General features: G+C 68.6%; 16 protein-coding genes. 8 read left to right on the top strand and 8 right to left on the bottom strand.

Features of this window, described 5'->3' with window-relative positions:
- Nucleotides 1–17 precede the first annotated feature (17 nt).
- Nucleotides 18–683, top strand: coding sequence for a response regulator transcription factor (locus ABIC94_RS21235; RefSeq protein ID WP_354374955.1), 666 nt, complete (start codon nt 18–20; stop codon nt 681–683).
- Nucleotides 680–2089, top strand: a complete 1410-nt coding sequence (locus tag ABIC94_RS21230; protein WP_354374954.1) for a sensor histidine kinase — start codon at nt 680–682, stop codon at nt 2087–2089. The genes ABIC94_RS21235 and ABIC94_RS21230 overlap by 4 nt, the downstream gene beginning before the upstream one ends.
- On the opposite strand, the gene ABIC94_RS21225 is transcribed toward ABIC94_RS21230, so the two are convergent.
- The 3 genes from ABIC94_RS21225 to ABIC94_RS21215 all read right to left on the bottom strand — a co-directional run bounded on the left by ABIC94_RS21225 (nt 2077) and on the right by ABIC94_RS21215 (nt 4824).
- Nucleotides 2077–2892 carry a MipA/OmpV family protein gene (locus tag ABIC94_RS21225; RefSeq protein ID WP_354374953.1) on the bottom strand — a complete coding sequence of 272 codons (816 nt, stop codon included), beginning with the start codon at nt 2890–2892 and terminating at the stop codon, nt 2077–2079. The genes ABIC94_RS21230 and ABIC94_RS21225 overlap by 13 nt on opposite strands.
- Nucleotides 2893–3074: 182 nt before the next feature.
- Nucleotides 3075–3965 (bottom strand): alpha/beta fold hydrolase, encoded by an 891-nt coding sequence (locus ABIC94_RS21220; RefSeq protein ID WP_354374952.1) that lies wholly within the window; start codon nt 3963–3965, stop codon nt 3075–3077.
- A 28-nt stretch (nt 3966–3993) separates the two neighbouring features.
- Nucleotides 3994–4824 (bottom strand): DODA-type extradiol aromatic ring-opening family dioxygenase, encoded by an 831-nt coding sequence (locus ABIC94_RS21215; RefSeq protein WP_354374951.1) that lies wholly within the window; start codon nt 4822–4824, stop codon nt 3994–3996.
- Between the two features lie 100 nt (nt 4825–4924).
- On the opposite strand from ABIC94_RS21215, the gene ABIC94_RS21210 reads away from it, so the two are divergent.
- A complete protein-coding gene (locus ABIC94_RS21210; protein ID WP_354374950.1) occupies nt 4925–5869 on the top strand; it encodes a LysR family transcriptional regulator in 945 nt (314 codons plus the stop codon).
- A 29-nt stretch (nt 5870–5898) separates the two neighbouring features.
- The gene (locus tag ABIC94_RS21205; protein ID WP_354374949.1) at nt 5899–7758 is read left to right on the top strand and encodes an ABC transporter ATP-binding protein; all 1860 of its coding nucleotides are present in this window, start codon (nt 5899–5901) and stop codon (nt 7756–7758) included.
- A 13-nt stretch (nt 7759–7771) separates the two neighbouring features.
- Here the strand turns inward: ABIC94_RS21205 and ABIC94_RS21200 are convergent, their stop codons facing one another.
- Nucleotides 7772–8200 (bottom strand): VOC family protein, encoded by a 429-nt coding sequence (locus ABIC94_RS21200; RefSeq protein ID WP_354374948.1) that lies wholly within the window; start codon nt 8198–8200, stop codon nt 7772–7774.
- 74 nt (nt 8201–8274) lie between these two features.
- Here ABIC94_RS21200 and ABIC94_RS21195 point away from each other — a divergent pair, with 74 nt between their 5' ends.
- From ABIC94_RS21195 to ABIC94_RS21180, 4 genes are all read left to right on the top strand, one after another.
- On the top strand, nt 8275–8895 hold the full coding sequence (locus tag ABIC94_RS21195; RefSeq protein ID WP_354374947.1) for a TetR/AcrR family transcriptional regulator: 621 nt from the start codon (nt 8275–8277) through the stop codon (nt 8893–8895).
- 374 nt (nt 8896–9269) lie between these two features.
- On the top strand, nt 9270–10670 hold the full coding sequence (locus tag ABIC94_RS21190) for a DUF2868 domain-containing protein (protein ID WP_354374946.1): 1401 nt from the start codon (nt 9270–9272) through the stop codon (nt 10668–10670).
- Entirely contained in the window at nt 10667–12076 is a 1410-nt protein-coding gene (locus ABIC94_RS21185) for a GTPase/DUF3482 domain-containing protein (protein ID WP_354374945.1), read from the top strand. The genes ABIC94_RS21190 and ABIC94_RS21185 overlap by 4 nt, the downstream gene beginning before the upstream one ends.
- Nucleotides 12077–12222: 146 nt before the next feature.
- A complete protein-coding gene (locus tag ABIC94_RS21180; RefSeq protein WP_354374944.1) occupies nt 12223–12582 on the top strand; it encodes a hypothetical protein in 360 nt (119 codons plus the stop codon).
- Nucleotides 12583–12603: 21 nt separating this feature from the next.
- Here the strand turns inward: ABIC94_RS21180 and ABIC94_RS21175 are convergent, their stop codons facing one another.
- The 4 genes from ABIC94_RS21175 to ABIC94_RS21160 are packed head-to-tail and all read right to left on the bottom strand — an operon-like array spanning nt 12604 to nt 17004.
- On the bottom strand, nt 12604–14868 hold the full coding sequence (locus tag ABIC94_RS21175; protein ID WP_354374943.1) for a xanthine dehydrogenase family protein molybdopterin-binding subunit: 2265 nt from the start codon (nt 14866–14868) through the stop codon (nt 12604–12606).
- 2 nt (nt 14869–14870) lie between these two features.
- A complete protein-coding gene (locus tag ABIC94_RS21170) occupies nt 14871–15866 on the bottom strand; it encodes an FAD binding domain-containing protein (RefSeq protein WP_354374942.1) in 996 nt (331 codons plus the stop codon).
- Nucleotides 15859–16530 carry a (2Fe-2S)-binding protein gene (locus tag ABIC94_RS21165; RefSeq protein ID WP_354374941.1) on the bottom strand — a complete coding sequence of 224 codons (672 nt, stop codon included), beginning with the start codon at nt 16528–16530 and terminating at the stop codon, nt 15859–15861. The genes ABIC94_RS21170 and ABIC94_RS21165 overlap by 8 nt, the downstream gene beginning before the upstream one ends.
- A gap of 18 nt (nt 16531–16548) precedes the next feature.
- Nucleotides 16549–17004 (bottom strand): DoxX family protein, encoded by a 456-nt coding sequence (locus ABIC94_RS21160; protein WP_354374940.1) that lies wholly within the window; start codon nt 17002–17004, stop codon nt 16549–16551.
- Between the last annotated feature and the right edge of the window lie 3 nt (nt 17005–17007).

Below are 17007 nucleotides of genomic sequence, written 5' to 3'. Positions count from 1 at the left end.
CCAACCCACACCACCCCATGCACCTGCTCCTGGTCGAAGACGATGCCATGCTGGGAGAGGCGGTGTGCGACGGCGCGCGCCAGAGCGGCTGGACCATCGACCACGTCGGCGATGCGCCGGCCGCGCGGCTCGCGCTCATCGACCATGCCTACGCCGCCGTGCTGCTCGACATCGGGCTTCCCGGCGAGTCGGGGCTTTCGGTGCTGCGCGCGATGCGCAGCCGCTACGACCCCACGCCCGTGCTGATGCTGACTGCCCGCGGCCAGCTCAGCGAGCGCATCCATGGGCTCGACGCGGGTGCGGACGACTATCTTGTCAAGCCCTTCCAGTTCGACGAGCTCTGGGCGCGCGTGCGGTCGGTCATTCGCCGCAGCCAGGGCCGCGTGATCCCGGTGTTTTCGCACGGCGACATCGAGGTCGACCGCAGCCGCCGCGTGGTGTCGAAGGCCGGCATTGACGTGACGCTGAGCGCGCACGAATACCGCACCTTGCTGGCACTGCTCGAGCGGCCCGGCCACGTGGTCACGCGCGACCACCTGCAGGACGCCGTCTATGGCGGGGCGAGCGCGGTCGAGAGCAACACCATCGCCGTCTTCATCCATCAGTTGCGCCGCAAGCTCGGCGACGACCTGATCCGCACCGTGCACGGGCACGGCTACGTCGTCGGCCAGCCGCGGCCATGAAGCTGAAGTCGCTGCACGGGCGGATGATCATGGTGATCGCCGCGACCATCGCGCTGTGCTGGGCGGTGGCGCTCGCGGTGCTGTTCCTTTACCTCACGCACAACAAGAACAGCATCTGGGACGACAAGCTGCGCACCATTGCCACGCGCATCCTGCTGACCATCCCGGCCGAGAACAAGCTGCGCGTGATGCGGCCGCCGGGCAACGGCCTGCAGTTGCGCGACGAAGCGCTGTCGGAGAGCGAGGCGCTCGCCTTCCAGGTCTGGGTGGACGGCAGCCGGCTGGTCGTGCGCTCGCCAGGCGCGCCGGAGGCGCCGCTGCGGCCCGACTTTACCGAAGGCGTGGCCACGACCGTCATCGCGGGCGAGCGATGGCGCGTGTATTCCGTCTCCGACAAGATGGGCCGCGTGTATGTGCAGGTGGGCAACCTCCACAGCGTGGTGGACGCCGAGCTGCGGCAGGAGGCGCTGACCGCGCTGGTCCTCAACACGCTGCTGCTGCTGCTGGTGGGCGCGCTGATGTGGTTCGTGGTCCGCATCTCGCTGAAGCCGGTGGTGGCGCTGGGCGCGGCAATGCGCAACCGGCGCAGCTTCGACCTCACGCCGCTGACGCCGGCGCTGCTGCCGCGCGAGCTCCATCCGCTGGTCGCCTCCTTCAACCATGCGCTCCGGCAACTCGACGAAGCCGTCGAGGGCGAGCGCCGCTTCATCGGCGACGCGGCCCACGAATTGCGCACGCCGCTCTCGGCAGTGCAGGCGCAGGCCCAGATCGCCCTGCGCGCGCCCACCGCGGCCGAGAAAGACGTGGCGCTGGCCAAGCTGCTCACCGTGGCCGAGCGCAGCACGCGCCTGTCCGAGCAACTGCTCGACCTGGCGCGCCTGAACGCGGGCGCCAATGCGCCGCAGCATGCGGCGGCCGACTTGGGCGCGCTGGTGATGCACGTGGTGCACGAGTTCGACATCCACGCGCTCCAGCAAGTGCGCAAGATCCTGCTCGACGTGCGGCCCTGCACCATTCGCTGCGACATCGACGAGATCGGCATCCTGCTGCGCAACCTGGTCGACAACGCACTGCGCTACACGCCCAAGGGCGGGCGGGTGCGCGTGAGCTGCGGCCAGGAGGCGGGCACGGCGCCGCCGCAGGAACGGCGCGTGTACCTCGAGGTGGCCGACGACGGGCCCGGCGTGCCCGCGTCGGAGCGCGCAGCCATCTTCAAGCGCTTTCACCGCGTGGCCGGCACACCGTCGCGCGGCAGCGGCATCGGGTTGTCGCTGGTGGCGGGCATTGCCGAGGTGCATCGCGCGACCATCGAGACCGGCACCGGTCTCGACGGCCGCGGCCTCGGCATTCGCGTGATGTTTCCGGCGTTGGGCTTCGCCGAGGCTCCTGCGCCTCAGAACCTGTAGAGGTAGCCGACGCGCACGCCGGTCTGGCTCGACCGGCCGACCAGCGGGCTGTTCTTGATGCCGCTGCCGAGGCTGGTGCCGCTGACATCGAGGAAGATCGTCTGCTTCGGCGCCACGGCGTAGTCCACGCGCAGGCCCAGCTCGACGTTCGCGGCGGATTCGCCGTCGTAGCGGGCGCGGTCCGAGCGGGATTCCGCTGCGCGCACGCCGTAGTAGTAGTCGACGTACTTGCGGTCGGCCCAATGCACCGCGAGCCGCGGCGTGAAGCCGAAGGCACCCGAGGTGAAGCGACGATCGACCTGCAGCTTGAACCGGGTGCCCTTGCTGTGCCCGGAAGTGTCGGCCAGCAGCTCGGCCGACAGATTGGCGAACTCGTTGCGCCAGATCGCAGCGCCCCCCAGCCAGATGCTGGCCTTGCGTTCGTCCATGCCGGTCAGGTAGGGGGAGTCTTCGGCCTCGTAGCCGTCGGACGCGTAGCGCGCACGCAGCCGGAACGACACCGGACCGGCGGAAGGCAGCTTCAGGTCGAGGCTCGGGCCCGCAACGCTGACCCACCGGTTCTCGTAGGTGACCATCGGAATGGCGACTCCCTTGTCGTCGAATTCGCGGTAGGGCTTGCGATCCATGCCCGCCGCGATGCCAAGGCCCCACTGGGAGCCCCCGGCCTGGAATTTCTCTTCGTCGGACTGTGCCCAGGCGAGTGGCATGCAGGTGGCGGAGATGGCGCCCACGGCAATTGCCGCGAAGGTCGAGCGGCCATGGAAACGGGGGCCTCGGGCGGCAAGGCGGGTTTGCTTCTTCATCAGGATCCTCAGGGTGAAAAGTCGAAGGTTCGAAGCGGCATGGCCGCCTCGCCGCCGGATGCTGACCCTGAGGCTTTAATAACTCTTTAGGCTTTTTAAGATTCGATGAATGGCGCGCTGCCGCGAGCTTTCACGTCGCCCAGGCTCGCGAAGCCCAGGGGGAAGCTGCGAGGCTGTGAGGCTCAGGCCAGAAAGCGCAGCAGCAGCCGGTTGAATTCGTCGGCGCGCTCGTACTGCGCCCAATGTCCGGCCCCGTCGATCACCACGCCTTCGCGCTGCAGCTGGCCGGCCGTGAGCTGCGCCACCAGCGGACGCGGATCGGCGGTGACGTCGTACTCGCCCCACAGCAGCAATTGCGGTCCGCCGAGCGTGTCGAGCGCAGCCTGCAGTCCGCCTGCCTGCGACACATCCTTGCTGCGAAAGCGCGTGCCGTGGCAGGAGATGTCGTGAATCTCGAAGGCCAGCGGGTCGATGGCGGCCTTGTCGTGCAGCATGAGCGCGGCCAGGTTGTGCAGCAGCGCGGCGCGTTCTTCTTCACGATTGGGTGCGGCACGCCAATTGATCATCTGCGCCGCCATGCGCCGCATCGTGCCGTGGCCTCCGCTGCCCACGAGCGCCAGGCGCCGGATGGCACCTCGCCGCACCGCGAAGCGCGCGGCGGTGAGTCCGCCGAAAGAAAAACCGCCAAGGTCGATGGGCGTGCCGGCGCCGATCAGCTGGTCGAGCGATCCGCCCAATGCATCGAGCAACGGCCCGAGCGGGTCTTCGCCGGGCGCGGCGCGCGGCGGCACGTCGGAGTCGTTGAACCCGGGCATGTCGGGCAGCCACAGGGTGCGGCCGGCCGAAAGCGCATCGACGTTGCGCAGCCAGTGCATCCAGCTGCCGTGGCCGCCGTGCAGCAGCACCAGCGGCGGATGGGCGCTTTCTTCTTCAGCGCCGAAGCGGCGCCAGCAGACGCGAACGCCGCCGTGCACCACGTCATGGCGCGTGCCGCTCGCGGCGATGCGTTCGATGAGCAGGCGGGCTTCGCGGTTTGAACCTGGCGTTGAATCTGAATCGGGAATGGAAGGCATCGCCCGATTCTGCCAACCCGCCGCCTTTTCAGCTGGCGGCCGCGCCGAAGCGGTAGCTCGACACCACGAGGCCGCCCATGAAGGCGTCTTCGTGATAGACGCGTTCGCCGGGCTCCTGCTCGGCCGCACCGACCGCCACCATCAGCGGGATCAGGTGCTCCTCGCGTGGATGCGCCATGCGCGCCGAGGGGGCCGAGGCCCATTCCTGCAGCCGCTGGGCGCGCTCCTGCGGTGCGGACTGCACGGCGGTGTCGTCGAGCCAGTCGCCGAACGCCTTGGACACGCCGTGCGCCTGCGGGCCGAAGTTGCGCAGGTTGTGATAGCTGAGGCCGCTGCCCACGATGAGCACGTTTTCGTCCCGCAAGGGCACAAGCGCGCGACCGAGTGCCAGGTGCTCCGCCGGGTCGAGCCCGCGCTTGAGCGACAGCTGCACCACCGGCACGTTGGCGTCGGGGTACATCGCCTTCATGGGCGAGAACATGCCGTGGTCGAAACCGCGCTCGGGGTCGACGGCCGCAGGCAAGCCTGCCGCGGCCAGGAGCGACTGCACGCGCTTCGCCAGTTCGGGCGAGCCCGGTGCGTCGTAGCGCACTTCATAAGTGTGGGCGGGAAAGCCGCCGTAGTCGTAGATCATCGGCGGCCGCGGGTTGCCCTGCACCGTGAAGACCGGTTCCTCCCAATGCGCGGACACCATGAGGATGGCGCCGGGCGTACGGCCGATCTGGCGCGGCATGTCGGCCAGCGCGGCCGCCAGCTGGTCGTAGACCCCGCCCATCTCCTTCTTCATCCAGGGCCAGGGGCCGCCGCCGTGGGAGATGAAATACGTGGGCAGGCGCGAGGTGTTGTCGTCGTGGGTCAAGTCGATGCTCCTTGAAAGCGTTGCATCGACTGTAGACATTTCCCATCAGGAAATCGACAGGCTAGGATGCATGGATTCATTTCCCCACAGAAAACCTTGCATGGACCGCCTGACCAGCCTGCGCGTGTTTCGAGAGGTCGTCGAATCGGGCAGCTTCGTGGCCGCGGCGGAGCGCCTGTCGATGTCTCCGCCCATGGCCAGCAAGCATGTGGCGCAGCTTGAAAAGTCGCTGGGTGCGCGGCTCTTGCACCGTTCGAGCCGCCACCTCAGCCTGACCGAGGCCGGCACCGCCTGGTACGACCAGAGCCGGCGCGCGCTCGACCTGCTCGATGCCGCTGAGGCCGCCATCGGCCAGAAGAGCGAAGCGCCGCGGGGCCAGCTCAAGGTGAGCGCGCCGGTGTGGTGTGCCACGCCGCGCTTCGCCCGCGTGCTGGCCGACTACCGCGAGCGCTTTCCGGAAGTGCTGGTCGACATTCACCTGGAGAACCGCAAGGTCGACCTCGCGGCCGACGGCTACGACCTTGCGCTGCGCGCCACCCAGGAGCCCTCGCCCGCGCTCATTGCGCGGCCGCTGTGCCGCGTGCCCTTTCACCTGACGGGCACGCCTGCCTACCTGCGCCGCATGGGCGGCAACCCCTCGCTGCCGGCCGACGTGAGCCGGCTCGGCGCCATCGTGCCGAGCTACGTGAACCTCGACAACCTTTCGCTCAAGGGGCCGGGCGGCCGGATGTTTCCGCTGCGGCTCACGCCGACGATGCGCTCCGACGACACCACGCTGACGCTGCATGCGGTGCGCGCCGACATGGGCATTGCGTTCCTGCCCGAGTGGCTGGTCGACGACGACCTGGCAGAGGGGCGGCTGGTGCGGCTGCTGCCAGACCACGCCCCGCATCCGGTCACGCTGTTTGCCGTGTACACCAGCCGCCAGTACATGGCGCCCAAATTGCGCAGTTTTATCGACTTTCTCGGCGAACGGCTGGGCGGCCAGCCGCCCGCGGTGGCAAAACGCACCCTTTCGGGGCAAGGACATACCACCCCGGGCTAAAGTCGGGCTTCCCCTGGAGACCGCACGCCTTGTTCCGTTTCTTCGAAAAACTGCTCCCTCCCTATCCCGCTGCCGAACCGGCGCTTCCCCCGACGGGCTTCTTCGCCTTTCTGTGGGCCTGCACCCAGGGCCTGCGCCTCAAGATGGCCGCCATGGCGGCGCTCACGGCGGCCATATCGACCTTCGAGGCGCTGCTGTTCGCGGTGCTTGGGCGCATCGTCGACTGGCTCGGCGGCCAGGTGCCGTCGCGGCTGTGGGCGGAGCGTGGCGACACGCTGATGTGGCTGGCCGCGCTGCTGGTGATCAGCATCGGCGTGGTCGCGCTGCAGACCATCGTCAAGCACCAGACGCTGGCGGTGAACCTGCCCATGCGCCTGCGCTGGAACTTTCACCGGGTGATGCTGGGCCAGAGCATGGCCTTCTACCAGGACGAGTTCGCGGGCCGCATCACGGCCAAGGTGATGCAGACCGCGCTGGCGGTGCGCGACACCCTCTTCGTGCTGGCCGACGTGGTGGTGGCCATGGGCGTGTATGTGGTGACCATCATCGTGCTGGTGAGCGTGCTCGACACGCAGCTGGTGCTGCCGTTCATCGTGTGGCTCGTGCTCTATGCGGTGTCGCTGATGTACTTCGTGCCGCGGCTGGGCAAGGTGGGCAAGGCGCAGGCCGACGCGCGCGCGCTCATGACCGGCCGCGTGACCGACGCCTACACCAACATCGCCACCGTCAAGCTGTTCTCGCACACGCAGCGCGAGGCCGGCTTTGCACGCGAGGCGATGCGCGAATTCATGTACACGGGCTACGGGCAGATGCGGCTGGTGAGCGCGTTCGAAATCGTCAACCACACGCTCAGCATGGGCCTGACCGCCGGCATGGCCGGCACCGCGCTGTGGCTCTGGTCGAACGGCACGGTGGGCGTGGGCGCGGTGGCGGCGGCCACCGCGATGGCGCTGCGCCTGCAGGGCATGTCGCACTGGATCATGTGGGAGATGACCAGCCTGTTCGAGAACATCGGCACCGTGCAGGACGGCATGAAGACGCTGTCGCGCCCGCGCACCGTGCTCGACGCGCCCGATGCCGGCGTGCTCGACGTGCCGCGCGGCGAGGTGCGCTTCGAGCATGCGAGCTTCCGCTATGCCGATGCGGGCCGCCGCGTCATCGACGACCTGAACCTGGTCGTGAAGCCGGGCGAAAAAATCGGCCTGGTCGGCCGCTCGGGCGCGGGCAAGTCGACGCTGGTCAACCTGCTGCTGCGCTTTCATGACCTGGAGAGCGGCCGTATCCTGGTCGACGGGCAGGACATTGCGCACGTGACGCAGGATTCGCTGCGCAGCCACATCGGCATGGTCACGCAGGACACGTCGCTGATGCACCGCTCGGTGGCCGACAACATCGCCTACGGCCGGCCCGACGCTGCGCAGGCGCAGATAGAAGCCGCCGCCCGACGCGCCGAAGCGCACGACTTCATCCAGACGCTGGGCGACGCCAGCGGCCGGCGCGGCTACGAAGCGCACGTGGGCGAGCGCGGCGTCAAGCTCTCGGGCGGCCAGCGCCAGCGCGTGGCCATTGCGCGCGTGATGCTCAAGGACGCACCGATCCTGCTGCTCGACGAGGCCACCAGCGCACTCGACTCCGAGGTGGAAACCGCCATCCAGCAGAGCCTGTACCGGCTGATGGAAGGCAAGACCGTGATCGCGATTGCGCACCGCCTCTCGACCATCGCGGCGATGGACCGGCTCATCGTGCTCGACGAGGGCCGCGTGGTGGAAGAAGGCGACCACCGCTCGCTGATGGCGCAAGGCGGCCTGTACGCACGGCTGTGGGCCCACCAGAGCGGCGGCTTCCTCGGCGACTCGCTCGACGAAGAAGACGAAGCGCTGCGGGCCTAAGCGGGGCGGGGCTTCAGGTCGGCAACGCGCCGGCCTCGTATTGCGCCGCGAACTCGGCGCTCGGCGGAATCGGCTTGACGATGTCGATCAGCACGCCGTTCGGGTCGCTGGTAATGAAGTGCCGCTGGCCGAAGTCCTCGTCGCGCAGCGCCAGAAGAATCGGCAGGCCCGCGGCCGCGAGCCGGTCGTGAATCGCATCGGGGTCGTCCACCTCGAAATTGAGCAGCATGCCGCCCGCCACCTGGCCGCGCGCGGATGCGGGAATGGTCTCGTGCCGGCCGTCCAGCACGGCGAGGTTTACCGCGGGGTTGCCCGCCAGCTGCAGGTGCACGTACCACTCGCTCGTGAACAGCGGCGTGAAGCCGAAGTGCGCCTGGTAGAAGCCGGCCGTTCCGGCCACGTCGTTGGTCATGATCACCGGGTAGTAGCTCGTCACTTTCATGGCGTCGATCCTTTCAATTAACATACAGACTGCATGTAAATAGCAATATTAATATACAAACAGCCTGTATGTAAATGCCAAAATCAATCACCACTTCTCCGTCCAGAAGCAACCGCGAGCGCACGGAAACCACCCGCCTCGCGCTGATCGATGCGGCGCGCGCCCTGTTCGTCAGCAAGGGCTATGGCGAAACCTCGACGCCGGAGATTGCCGTTGCCGCCGGCATCACCCGTGGCGCCCTGTATCACCACTTCGTGGACAAGCGCGACCTGTTCAGGCAGGTGCTGGTGCGCGAAGCCGAAGCCGTGGCGGCCGACATCGAAGCGGCCACGCCCGGGCAGCTGACGCCGCGCGAAGCACTGCTGGAAGGCAGCAAGGCCTACCTGAATGCGATGAGCGCGCCGGGCCGCACGCGGCTGCTGCTCATCGAAGGCCCCGCCGTCCTGGGCCTCGAAGAAATCATGGCCATCGACGAAGCCACATCGGCGAACTCGCTGCGCCAGGGGCTGGAAAAAGCCAGGCTGGGCAAGGGGGAAGTTTCGCTCGACGCCCTCGCCCGGCTGCTCTCGGCGGCCTTCGACCGGGCGGCACTGGAGATCGATGCCGGCGCCGACGCGAAAGAAATCCACTCGGCGATGCGCTGGCTGCTCGAACAGGCACTGGGGCCCGAGCCACGCCGCAAGCCCTTCGCCTGAAGCGCCCGTGCGGCGCCCGTTTGGGACGCGCCAGCACGATGCATGCGGTCGCCCGGGTCTTCGCAAGTCCTACAGCACAGGCCGCCCCTCGCCGACAGCCGCGGGCCACGTGGGGCCCGATGCTGAAGCTGTCGTCAACAACGAGGAGTCCTCGCGTGAATTCCATCATCTACATCGTCGGTCTGATCGTGGTTGTCGTGGCCGTGCTTTCGTTCTTCGGCCTTCGCTGAGATCGGGCACGCGTTTTCGACTCGTACCTTGCACAAGAACGGGGCCGTCCGCATGGCCCCGTTTTCTCGTGAGTCCCTCGCAGCGCGCCGGGCATAATTCGCGCGCCCCCGCCATCGCGGGACGCCACTTGCGAAGGGACCCTGTTGACCAACACCGCGTTGCGCGAATCTGCTTTTCCGGACGCGGTCATCACCGAGGCGATCCGATGGACCGAAGAGAAAGGTCCACTCGACGATGCGCAAGCCATGCGCACCGCCGCTTCCCGCACAACTGACGAGCACGCGCGCATCGCCGCCCGCGCGCTCCAACTCGGCGAACGCATCGGGCTGCAATCCGAAGTGGCACGCGCCCGCCAATGGGCGCCCTGGGTACTGCTCGGGCTTGTCGCACTGGTGGTCGTTGCCGGCCTGAGCCTTGCGGGCAATGTCGTCGGCGGCGGCGAACGGCATATCAACGTGATCGTGGCGCTCGTGAGCCTTCTGGGCATTCACATGTTCACGCTGCTGCTCTGGCTGATCGGCCTGTGGCTGCCGCTCGGCTCGTTCAATACAAGCTCGCTTGGATGGATATGGCTGTCGCTCACGGCGCGCGTGGCCGGCGGCAAGCGCGGCCAGGCCCCCGTGCTGGTACGCGCAGCCACCGGGCTGCTGACCCGTGCCAGGCTGCTGCCCTGGGCCTTCGGGCTCGTGAGCCACGGCATCTGGGCGCTCTCGTTCGCGGTGGTGCTGGCCGCACTGCTGTTCGCGCTGGCATTCCGCAGCTACACGCTGAGCTGGGAAACGACGATTCTCGACCCGGCCTTTTTCGTGCACGCCGTGCAGGTGCTGGGCTGGGCGCCGGCGCAGATCGGCTTTCCGGTTCCCGATGCACAGACCGTGCTCTCTTCCACGCCCGCCGCGGCGGGCCAGCGCACCTGGGCGCTGTGGCTCACCGGTTGCATCGTGGTGTACGGGCTGCTGCCGCGCCTGGCCCTCGTGGTGCTGAGCGCGGTGGTGTGGCACCGGCGCCGGGCGGCACTGCACCCCGACTGGAGCGAGCCCTACTACCGCAAGCTGACGGCCCGCTTCGCCGCGTTTGCGCCGCCCGCCATCGTCGATGCCGACCCGGGCCGTGCACCCGGCATCGCCCCTGCCGGCCTGGCGCCTTCGGAACTGCAGGACACGCTGTTCGTCATCGGCTTCGAACTGCCTTCGGATACGGCATGGCCGCCCGAAGGGTTGCCCGTCGCAGAGGTGCAACGCATCGACGGCAGCGCCCCCGCGCGCCACGCCCTGCTCGACCGGTTGGCGCATGCGCGTCCACGCGCCGTGCTGCTGGTGTGCCATGCCGCATCGAGCCCCGACCGCGGCACCGAGCGCTTCCTGCGCGAAGTGCTGGCCCATTGCGGTGAATGCCGGTTGTGGCTGGCCCATTCCGCAAAGGACGCGACCCACCCCGACATGGCTCAGCGCTGGGTCGACTGGCTGCAGGGCACCGGCCTGCAACGTGTCGCGGCCACGCACAGGCTCGAAGATGCCTTGCAGCAACTCGGCACCACACCATGACGCAGCAGGCCATCCTCATCGCCGTTGTCGGCCACACCAACGCAGGCAAGACCTCGCTGCTGCGCACGCTGACGCGGCGCGCCAACTTCGGTGAGGTGTCGCAGCGCCCGGGCACCACGCGCCATGTCGAGTCGGTCGATCTCGAAGTGAACGGCCGGGCCGCCGTGCGCTTTTTCGACACGCCGGGGCTCGAAGATGCGGTAGCTCTTCGCGAACACCTGGCCGGCCTCGATCCGCAAGCCACGCCGCCCGAGCGCATCCGCCAATTCCTGCAGGGCCCCGAAGCGCACGGCGTGTTCGAACAGGAGGCCAAGGTGCTGCGCACCATGCTGGGCATCGATGCGGCCTTTCTCGTCATCGACGTGCGCGAGCCGGTGCTGCCGAAGTTCCGCGACGAGATCGAGCTGCTCAACTCCTGCGCCCGGCCCGTGCTGCCGGTGCTGAACTTCGTGCGCGATGCGGCAAGCCGCGAGCCTGCGTGGAAAGAGCTGCTCTCGGCCTACGGCCTGCACGTGCAGGTGCGCTTCGATGCCGCTGCGCCCTTCGTGGGGGCCGAGCGCGAGCTCTACAACGATCTGTCGACGCTGCTTCGCGACCGCCGCGAACTGCTCCATGGCGTGGTGGATTCGCTGACGGCCGAAGCCGCCGAACGGCGCCGCGCGGCTTGCGCGCGCATCGCCGAAATGCTGGTCGACGCCGCCGCGCTGCGCCGCACCGTAGCGGCCGAAGAGTTCGCGGACACCGCGCGCCGAAAGACACTCATCGCTGCGCTGCAGAAAGATGTGTTCGACAAGGCGCAACGCTGCACCGACGACTTGCTCGCGCTCTACGGCTTTCGCCAGGACGACGCCGGCGAGGCGCCGCTGCCGCTCGTCGAAGGCCGCTGGACGCTGGACTTCTTCAGCCCCGAAGCCATGAAGGATGCGGGCCTGCGCCTGGGCAAGGGCGCAGCCATCGGCGCCGCGGTGGGCGTGGTGGCGGACCTGGCCGTGGCCGGCATTTCGCTTGGCGCGGGCGCCGCGGTGGGCGGTGCCATCGGCGGTGCGGTGTCGCAGGGTTGGGGCCCTTTCGGGCGCAAGCTGGTGAACAAGTTGCGCGACGTGCACGAGCTCACGGTCGAAGACGGCGTGCTGTTTGCGCTCGTCGCATGGCAGCTGAAGCTCACGCGGGCATTGGAGCAGCGCGGGCACGCAGCCACCGGGCGCATTGCGGCCGAAACCAGCGCAACGCAGGACGCGCCGACACGCGCCACGGCGGCGGCCATTCGCGCGGCGCGGCCTGCGCGCAGCCATCCCGAATGGGAATCGGCAGGCGTGGCAACGCGCAGCTTCTGGCGCCCCGCGCCGCAGCGCGACGCACTCGCGGCCGATCTGGCGCGCACGCTTCAGGGCGCCTTCGAGGGCTGAGCGCTCCAGGCTTCGCTTGCCTTCACTTGCAGAGGGAGGCGACGGATTCCTACGCACCGGCGCCCGCGCGGGTTCCAGTCTTTTCCAGGACATCGACGGCACGCAGGGTGCCGTTTGTCTTGTCGTCATCGAAAAAAGGAGCATCCATGGCCGTCGAATGCAAACTGCTCGCCACCCCTTTGATCGGACGCGTGTGGCAAGGCCGCACGCCCATTGCGCGGGCCGACGAATACCTGCGCTACAGCTTCGAACATGGCATTCAGGAAATCGCGAAGAAGCCCGCGTGCCTGGGCGTGCAGTACTTTCGCAAGCTGAACGGCGACACCGCCGAATTCCGGACCGTGTCTTACTGGCAATCGATCGACCACATGCACGCCATGCACGCGCAGCGCGGCAATCCGCTGCGCGTGGCGCCGCTGGCGCGCGACGCCGAGTTCCTGCTGGAACTGCCGGAGTTCGTGGACATCGTCGAGGTGCATGTCAATTCGTTCGGCACAGGCAAGTAGCGCCCCAATGCTCTTAGCTCTTCAGCTCTCCAGCAAGTCCTCCAGCCGCAGCGGCAGCCGGCGCAGCCGCTTGCCGGTGGCATGGAACACCGCATTCACGATGGCAGGCGCCACGCCCACCATGGCCACTTCGCCCAGGCCCTTTACGCCCATGGCATTGAGCCGCGTGTCGGGCTTGCCGACAAAGTCGACGTCGATGCGGCCGATGTCCGCCGCAACGGGCAGCACGTATTCCGCAAGGTCGGCATTGAGAAAACCGCCGTAGCGCGCATCGACCTCGCTCGCCTCGCGCAACGCGGCGCCGATGCCCCACACCACGCCGCCCTCGACCTGGCTGCGCGCAGTGCGCAGGCTGGCCACCGTGCCGCAGTCGACCACGCTGAGCACGCGCGGCACGCGGATGCGCCGCGTGGTGGGCTCGATGCGCACCTCGACGAAGTGCGCAATGAAGCTGAAGGCGACGAAATCCGGATACACCGGTCCGGCCGCGGCGGGCAGCCCGCCGGTGAGCCGCCCGAAGACCTGCTCGGGCTGGCCCGGCGCGCGCATCCGGCTTTCGGCCTCGGCGAAGGGACGGCCCGAGGCGCGCAGCATCGCCACCGCCGTGGCGCCGTTCGCACCACCAGGCGCAGCCGGCGCACCGGGCGCGGTGGCCGCACCCGCGTTCTGTCGCAGATCTTCCATGAGCCGCTGGGCAGCCTCCTGCACCGGCGGCAATGCGGTGGCCGTACCCCAGGAGCCGGCGGTGAGATGCTGCGGCGCGGCAGTGGTGTCGCCGAGCAAAATCTCCACCGCGGCCACCGGCGCGCCCAGCGTGCGCGCCACCGTCAATGCAATGGCAGTGCGCAGGCCCTGCCCCATCTCGTGGCCGCCCACTGCCACCCTCACCGTGCCGTTGGCGTTCAACCGCACCTTGGCAATGGCCGGCGCAATGGCCGCCTTGTAGGCACCGACGGCCACGCCCCATCCCACAAGGCTGCCATCGGGCGCACGCATCGAGCGCGGCGCCATCGTGCGGCGCGCCCAGCCGAAGGCGGTGCTTCCCTTGACGAGGCATTCGGCCAGGTGGCGCGACGAAAAAGGCTTGCCGCTGATCGGGTCGACCGCCGTGTCGTTCGCAAGGCGGAACGCGACGGGATCGCGGCCGAGTGCGTAGGCCATCTCGTCCACCGCGCTTTCGAATGCAAAGGCGGCCGGATGCTCGAACGGCGCGCGCATGTAGCCGGGCGTTTGCACGTCGGTGCGCACGAGCCGTTCTCGGCCCAGGAAATTGCCGATGCCGTAGAGCCGCGAAGTGATCTCGGTGCCGCTCGACGGAAACAGGTCATGGCGCGAGGTCTGCTGGTCGATCTCGTGGATGGCTGCGACCAGCTTTCCGTTGCGGTCGGCGCCCAGCCTCACATGGTGGCGGCTCGCGGGCCTGAAGCTCGCGTTGTGAAACAGCTGGCTGCGCGAGAGCACGAGCTTCACCGGCTGCCCCAGCGTGCGCGCCGCAATCGCCACCAGTGCCGTGTGCGACTGCAGCGAGTTCTTCTGGCCGAAGCCGCCGCCCAGCGTGGGCGAAAGCACGCGCACCCTGGCGGGCTCGATGCCGAGCTGCTTCGCCAGGCCGTGGCGCACGCTTTCGGCATTCTGGGTCGGCTCGCGAATGGTCAGCACGCCGTCGGCGCTCCACTCGGCCACCGTCGCGATGATTTCCATCGGGTTCTGGTGCTGATTCGGCAACTCGTACGCCGCGTCCACGGTAAAGGCCGCCCCCTGGAGTGCGGCTTCCGCATCCCCCGCGCGCCGGTCGGCGAACATGGGCTGCGGCAGCAGTGCGGATTGCGCCTGAGGCTCGGCATCGGGCGCATCGATGGTGGCGACGAGAGGAATGGCGGCGTACGTCACGGCCACCAGCGCGGCGGCCTCGCGCGCCGCCTCGAGCGTGTCGGCCACCACCATCGCCACCGTCTGCCCGCGGTAGGCAATCTGCGGCGAGCGCAGCGGATAGAAGCTCTGAAAACCGAAGCCGCCTGCCATCAGGAAGCCGCCTGTGTCGAAGCTGCCGACGTTCTCGTGCGTGAACACGGTGCGAACGCCGCGCACGCGCTGCGCCGCCGCGGTGTCGATGCCCGTCACGGTGCCGCGCGCAATGCGCGATGGCACCAGCGCGGCATGCAGCAACCCGGCGCGCGTATCGTCCGCCGCGTAGCGCGTGGCGCCGCGCACCTTGTCGCGCGCGTCGACGCGTTCGGCACCGGCGCGAGGCGTGTTCCTCGTGGCCGACTTGAGGTGGGTTGCCATCTTCAGTTCCTTTCCCTGGCCAGCATCAGCGCGTCGGTTACCGTTTCGATGCCGAGCGCCACCTTGAACGCGTTGTGCTCGAGCGGCTTCGCGCCCTCGAAGGCAAGTTCGGCGGCGCGCCGCGCGGCCGCGCGCGTGAACGGGGCGCCGACCAGGCTGCGCTCGGCTTGCACCGCGCGCCACGGATGCGTCGCCACGCCGCCGAGCGCAATGCGCGCGTCGACCACCCGGTTGCTCCTGATCTGCAATGCAACCGCCGCCGACGCAAGCGCAAAGGCGTAGGACTCGCGGTCGCGGATCTTGTGGTACGCCGAGCCCCGGCCGATGGGCCCGCGCGGTACGCGGATGCGCACGATCAGTTCGTCGGCCGCGAGCACCGTTTCCAGGTGCGGTGTGGTGCCGGGCGCGCGGTGCAGTTCGCGCAACGGCACCGTACGCTCGCCGCGTGGGCTGACGGTGTCGACAAGCGCATCGAAGGCCGCCAGCGCAACGGCCCAATCGCCGGGGTAGACGGCCACGCAGGCTTCGCTGCCCCCAAGCACCGCGTGGCCGCGGTTCTGGCCGCCCAACGCCGCGCATCCGCTGCCGGGCACGCGCTTGTTGCACGCGAATTCAGGCCCGCCGCGAAAGTAGGCGCAGCGCGTGCGCTGCAGCAGGTTGCCGCCCACCGTCGCCATGTTGCGCAGTTGCTGTGAGGCGGCCTTCCAGAGCGATTCCGACAGAGCCGGAAATTCGCGCTGCACCACGGCGTTCTCGGCCACATCGCTCATGGCTGCGAGCGCGCCGATGCGCAGTTCGTCACGGCTCGACGTATCGACTTCGCGCAGGCCTTCGATGCGGGTGATGTCGATCACCGTGGCCGGCGCTTCGACGCCGAGTTTCATCAGGTCGAACAGCGTGGTTCCGCCCGCGAAATAGCGCGCGCCGGGCTGGTGTCGGGCCAGCAGCTGCACGGCTTCGCCGGTGCTGCGCGGACGGAGGTAGGCGAAGTCATGCATGGCGGCGGCCCTTCATGCGGCCTTCCATGCGCCGCACATGGGGCGCGGCCTCGCGGATTGCCTCGAGAATGCCCGTGTAGGCGCCGCATCGGCAGATGTTGCCGCTCATGTATTCGCGGATCTGCGCGTCGCTGGTGGCGTGGCCTTCGCGCACGCAGGCAATGGCCGCCATGATCTGGCCGGGCGTGCAGTAGCCGCACTGCAAGGCATCGTGATCGAGAAAGGCCTGCTGCATCGGGTGCAGCGTGCCGTCGGCCGACTCGATGCCTTCGATGGTGGTGACGGCGCAACCGTCGGTCTTCACGGCCAGCGTGAGGCACGACGCCACGCGGCGGCCGTCCACGTGCACCGTGCAGGCGCCGCACTGGCCGTGGTCGCAGCCCTTCTTGGCGCCGGTGAGGTCGAGCTGCTCGCGCAGCACGTCGAGCAGCGAGGCGCGCGGCTCCAGTTTCAGTTCATGGCGCTTGCCGTTGATGGTGACGCGGGTCTCCTGGGAGCCCGTGCCGGGCGTCGGTGTCGCGCTGCCGGTTTCCGCGGCCGTGCTTGCGCCGGCCGAAGCCGCGGCGCCCGCACCGGCCGCCGTGGTCATCATGAACATGCGGCGGTTGAGGGTGTTGAAGGCAGCCGACGGGCCTGTTGCGTTCTGCTGGAGTGAATTGCTCATGGGGCTCTTCTTTTTTTTTCAGAATTCGCGGCCAAGGCGCGCATCGATCGAGGCGCGGCCGCTGCCGCGCGCCGAGATGCAAAGCGCGACGAAGACCAGCATCAGCGGGTATTCGTAGCCGCGGTCGATCCAGGGAAAGGTCGGTGCCAGCAGGTAGCTGATGACCAGCATCTGCACCACCACCATCGGCGCGACGATGCGCGTCAGGAAGCCCAGCGCCAGCATCAGCCCGCCGACGCCTTCGAGCAGCGCGACGAACCAACCGATCAGCGGCGCGCCGGGCAGATGCAGCACGTTGGCGATCAGGTTGACCGACCCGGCCATCGGGTCGGCCATGCTGCCGTGGCTGCGGCCCAGCAGCTTGGGGATGCCGTGGGTCATGAGCATCAGCCCGAAGGCGATGCGCAGCAGCGCATAGCTCAACGGCTCCAGCCGGTCGTAAATGCTGCGCAGCCGCGGAAAGATCAGTTGCATGAG

The sequence above is a fragment of the Variovorax paradoxus genome (assembly GCF_040544635.1).
Taxonomy (GTDB): Bacteria; Pseudomonadota; Gammaproteobacteria; order Burkholderiales; family Burkholderiaceae_C; genus Variovorax; species Variovorax paradoxus_R.
This window is presented reverse-complemented; position numbering and strand designations above follow the sequence as displayed.

Excerpts from the sequence above, each read along its gene's own strand:
- ABIC94_RS21235 (WP_354374955.1), top strand. The coding sequence starts at position 18 with ATGCACCTGCTCCTGGTCGAAGACGATGCCATGCTGGGAGAGGCGGTG.
- ABIC94_RS21230 (WP_354374954.1), top strand. The coding sequence starts at position 680 with ATGAAGCTGAAGTCGCTGCACGGGCGGATGATCATGGTGATCGCCGCG.
- ABIC94_RS21225 (WP_354374953.1), bottom strand. The coding sequence starts at position 2,892 with ATGAAGAAGCAAACCCGCCTTGCCGCCCGAGGCCCCCGTTTCCATGGC.
- ABIC94_RS21220 (WP_354374952.1), bottom strand. The coding sequence starts at position 3,965 with ATGCCTTCCATTCCCGATTCAGATTCAACGCCAGGTTCAAACCGCGAA.
- ABIC94_RS21210 (WP_354374950.1), top strand. The coding sequence starts at position 4,925 with ATGGACCGCCTGACCAGCCTGCGCGTGTTTCGAGAGGTCGTCGAATCG.
- ABIC94_RS21200 (WP_354374948.1), bottom strand. The coding sequence starts at position 8,200 with ATGAAAGTGACGAGCTACTACCCGGTGATCATGACCAACGACGTGGCC.
- ABIC94_RS21195 (WP_354374947.1), top strand. The coding sequence starts at position 8,275 with ATGCCAAAATCAATCACCACTTCTCCGTCCAGAAGCAACCGCGAGCGC.
- ABIC94_RS21185 (WP_354374945.1), top strand. The coding sequence starts at position 10,667 with ATGACGCAGCAGGCCATCCTCATCGCCGTTGTCGGCCACACCAACGCA.
- ABIC94_RS21180 (WP_354374944.1), top strand. The coding sequence starts at position 12,223 with ATGGCCGTCGAATGCAAACTGCTCGCCACCCCTTTGATCGGACGCGTG.
- ABIC94_RS21175 (WP_354374943.1), bottom strand. The coding sequence starts at position 14,868 with ATGGCAACCCACCTCAAGTCGGCCACGAGGAACACGCCTCGCGCCGGT.
- ABIC94_RS21170 (WP_354374942.1), bottom strand. The coding sequence starts at position 15,866 with ATGCATGACTTCGCCTACCTCCGTCCGCGCAGCACCGGCGAAGCCGTG.
- ABIC94_RS21165 (WP_354374941.1), bottom strand. The coding sequence starts at position 16,530 with ATGAGCAATTCACTCCAGCAGAACGCAACAGGCCCGTCGGCTGCCTTC.
- ABIC94_RS21160 (WP_354374940.1), bottom strand. The coding sequence starts at position 17,004 with ATGCAACTGATCTTTCCGCGGCTGCGCAGCATTTACGACCGGCTGGAG.